Below are 3,332 nucleotides of genomic sequence, written 5' to 3'. Positions count from 1 at the left end.
ACGCAACGGCGTGCTCTACGCCGGCGAGGTGAACTGGGAGGCCGCGGGCCTCGGCGGCAACTCCCGCAAGATCGAACAGGCCCTCAAGCCCGGCGACCAGGTGGTCGTGCAGGTCAGCAAGGACCCGGTCGGCCACAAGGGTGCGCGTCTGACCACCCAGATCAGCCTGGCCGGACGCTTCCTGGTGTACGTGCCGGGTGGCTCGTCCACGGGCATCAGCCGCAAACTGCCCGACACCGAGCGCAAACGCCTCAAGGACGTCCTCCGCGAGATCGTCCCGGCCGAGGCGGGCGTGATCATCCGCACCGCTGCCGAGGGCGTGAGCGAGGAGGAACTCTCGCGCGACGTCACCCGGCTGCAGACGCAGTGGGAGGCGATCCGTGAGCAGTCCGAGAAGCTGCAGGCCGATGCCTCGGGACAGCCGAAGACCCTCTACGAGGAGCCGGATCTGCTCGTCAAGGTCGTGCGCGACCTGTTCAACGAGGACTTCTCCAAGCTCGTCATCGAGGGCGACTCTGCGTGGAACACCGTCGAGAGCTACATCCGCACGGTCGCGCCCGACCTGCTGCCTCGCGTCGAGCGCTACCGCTCGGAGAACTCGGTGGACGTCTTCGGCGCGCACCGCATCGACGAGCAGCTCGCGAAGGCACTCGACCGCAAGGTGTGGCTGCCCTCCGGCGGCACGCTCGTCATCGACCGCACCGAGGCGATGACCGTCATCGATGTCAACACCGGCAAATTCACCGGTTCCGGTGGCAATCTCGAAGAGACGGTCACCCGTAACAACCTCGAGGCGGCCGAGGAGATCGTCCGGCAGATGCGCCTGCGCGACATCGGCGGCATGATCGTCGTCGACTTCATCGACATGGTGCTCGAGTCCAACCGCGATCTCGTGCTGCGGCGCCTGACCGAGGCACTCGGCCGGGACCGCACCCGCCACCAGGTCTCGGAGGTCACCTCGCTCGGCCTGGTCCAGATGACGCGTAAGCGGCTCGGGACCGGTCTCGTCGAGGCGTTCTCCACCACCTGCGAACACTGCGGTGGCCGTGGCCTCATCGTGCATTCGGAGCCGATCGAGTCGAAGTCCTCGGACGATTCGGGTCGTTCGTCCGGTGGCGGTTCGCGCCGCAAACGCGGACGCGACAAGAGCTCGCAGGAGCCCGCCGCCGAGACGCCCACGCATTCGCCCGACGAGGTGGTCAAGCGTGCACCGCATCCTGTGGCGCTCGCGATGGCCGCGCACAATTCGGCACCGGCCGAAGAAGCGCCGGCGACCGGGACGGCGCCGGAGGCTGCTGCCGTGCCGGGACCGGCCGCCGAGATCGATCCGGTCAAGGTCGCCGAGCCGTTGAATGCCGTCGAGCCGGAGAAGGTCGCCGCACCGACGAAGGGCTCCGTCGCAGGGGAGGACGCCACCACGGTGACGACCGCCTCCGACGAGCCCGCCGAGATCGAAGCAGAGGTCGCAGCGGCCGAGTCCGCGGTCGCGGAGACCGCCGTGTCCGAGGCTGCCGCTACGGCGGCTGCCGGCTCCGAATCTGCACAGAGCACCGACGGAGCGGCTTCCGCCGACGCCGCAGAACCGGCCCCGCGTCGCCGCCGTGCACGCAGGGTTGCCCGGGCAGCCGCCGCGCCTGCCGGGGAGACCGGGCCGGAAGCCACGGTGTTCGTCGTCCCCGTCACGGCCGACGCTTCTACCGGAGCCGAGCCGGAGTCCCCGCCGAGCACACCGGTGGAGACGCCGGTGGAGATCGTGCGGCGGCCGCGTTCGCGGCGCGCCGCAGGGCGTCCCGCGGGTCCTCCCGTCGACGCCGAGGCGTGACCTTCCGCTTCCGGGCCGGTCCACGACCGGCCCGGAAGCGGCACGACCACGCCGCCCGGTTTGACCCTGGGAGTCACCTTCCCGTAATCTTGTTCAGTCGCTACTCGGCGATAGTGCCCAGCCGCGTCCGGATTCAGGATGCCGGCGGGACCCGAGTCAGCAACCACACCAGACCAGTCGCGTCCGCAGCACTGTGGCGCGAGCACGTTCGAAGAAGCAAGGGGTAGCCGTCCGATGGCAACGTACGCGATCGTCAAGACCGGCGGTAAGCAGTACAAGGTCGCTGAAGGCGACCTCGTCAAGGTCGAGAAGATCGAGGGTGAGCCCGGCGCTGCTGTCTCGCTTGCCCCGGTCCTCGTCGTCGACGGATCCGAACTGACCACCGACGCCGACAAGTTGGCCAAGGTCTCGGTCACCGGCGAGATCGTCGAGCACACCAAGGGCCCGAAGATCCGCATCCACAAGTTCAAGAACAAGACCGGGTACCACAAGCGCCAGGGCCACCGTCAGAAGCTGACGGTCGTCAAGGTCACCGGCATCAAGTAAACCGAGCTTCGAGCTTCAACCCCAGGAGGGTTCGTCATGGCACACAAGAAGGGTGCATCCAGCTCCCGTAACGGTCGCGATTCGAACGCACAGCGACTCGGCGTCAAGCGCTTCGGTGGCCAGGCCGTCAACGCCGGCGAGATCATCGTGCGCCAGCGCGGCACCCACTTCCACCCCGGCGTGAACGTGGGACGCGGCGGCGACGACACGCTGTTCGCTCTCGCGGCCGGTGCCGTCGAGTTCGGTACCAAGCGCGGTCGCAAGACCGTCAACATCGTTCCGGCTACGGCAGACGCCTGATCTGCCGTCCGGTACGGACACCGCGGGGACATCTCCCGCGACATACTCCCAATAGGGGCGGGCCAGGGTCGCACACCCTGACCCGCCCTTGTTGCGTTGATCACCACGTTTGTTCTTAGGACGAGAGAAGGTCCACCCATGTCCCGCTTCATCGACCGGGTGGTGCTGCACGTCAGCGCCGGCAAGGGCGGCAACGGCTGCGCCTCCGTCCACCGCGAGAAGTTCAAGCCGCTCGGCGGGCCCGACGGGGGTAACGGAGGCAACGGCGGCGACGTCGTCCTCGAAGTCGACCGCAATGTCCACACCCTGCTCGACTTCCACTTCCACCAGCACGCGAAGGCGACCAACGGGGCCCAGGGCGCCGGCGGGCACCGCAACGGCGCCAACGGCGGCGACCTCGTCCTGAAGGTTCCCGACGGCACCGTCGTGCTCGACGCCGAAGGCCGGATCCTCGCCGACCTCGTGGGAACCGGTACGCGTTTCGTGGCCGCGCACGGTGGTCGCGGGGGTCTCGGCAATGCTGCGCTCGCGTCGAAGGCGCGCAAGGCACCCGGGTTCGCGTTGCTCGGTGAAGAAGGCGAGGAATTGGATCTCGTCCTCGAGCTGAAGTCCGTCGCCGACGTCGGTCTCGTGGGCTTCCCGTCGGCCGGCAAGTCGTCTCTCG

Annotated in this window: 3 protein-coding genes and 1 pseudogene; all 4 read left to right on the top strand. The window is 68.4% G+C overall.

Features of this window, described 5'->3' with window-relative positions; genetic code table 11:
- Positions 1 to 1,822 (top strand): Rne/Rng family ribonuclease (locus tag R1101_RS0119215; RefSeq protein WP_016934952.1); only part of this gene is annotated, 1,822 nt, incomplete at its 5' end.
- Positions 1,823 to 2,056: 234 nt separating this feature from the next.
- The gene (gene rplU, locus R1101_RS0119210; protein WP_006551183.1) at positions 2,057 to 2,368 is read left to right on the top strand and encodes a 50S ribosomal protein L21; all 312 of its coding nucleotides are present in this window, start codon (positions 2,057 to 2,059) and stop codon (positions 2,366 to 2,368) included.
- A 36-nt stretch (positions 2,369 to 2,404) separates the two neighbouring features.
- Positions 2,405 to 2,668 carry a 50S ribosomal protein L27 gene (rpmA, locus tag R1101_RS0119205; RefSeq protein ID WP_016934951.1) on the top strand — a complete coding sequence of 88 codons (264 nt, stop codon included), beginning with the start codon at positions 2,405 to 2,407 and terminating at the stop codon, positions 2,666 to 2,668.
- Positions 2,669 to 2,806: 138 nt separating this feature from the next.
- Positions 2,807 to 3,332 (top strand): annotated as a pseudogene (gene obgE, locus R1101_RS0119200) (GTPase ObgE); the annotation flags it as partial.

It is taken from the genome of Rhodococcus sp. R1101 (assembly GCF_000278445.1).
Lineage (GTDB): Bacteria > Actinomycetota > Actinomycetes > Mycobacteriales > Mycobacteriaceae > Rhodococcus > Rhodococcus gordoniae.
Note: the sequence above shows the minus strand (reverse complement) of the source record. Positions and strands in the feature narration are given on the sequence as shown.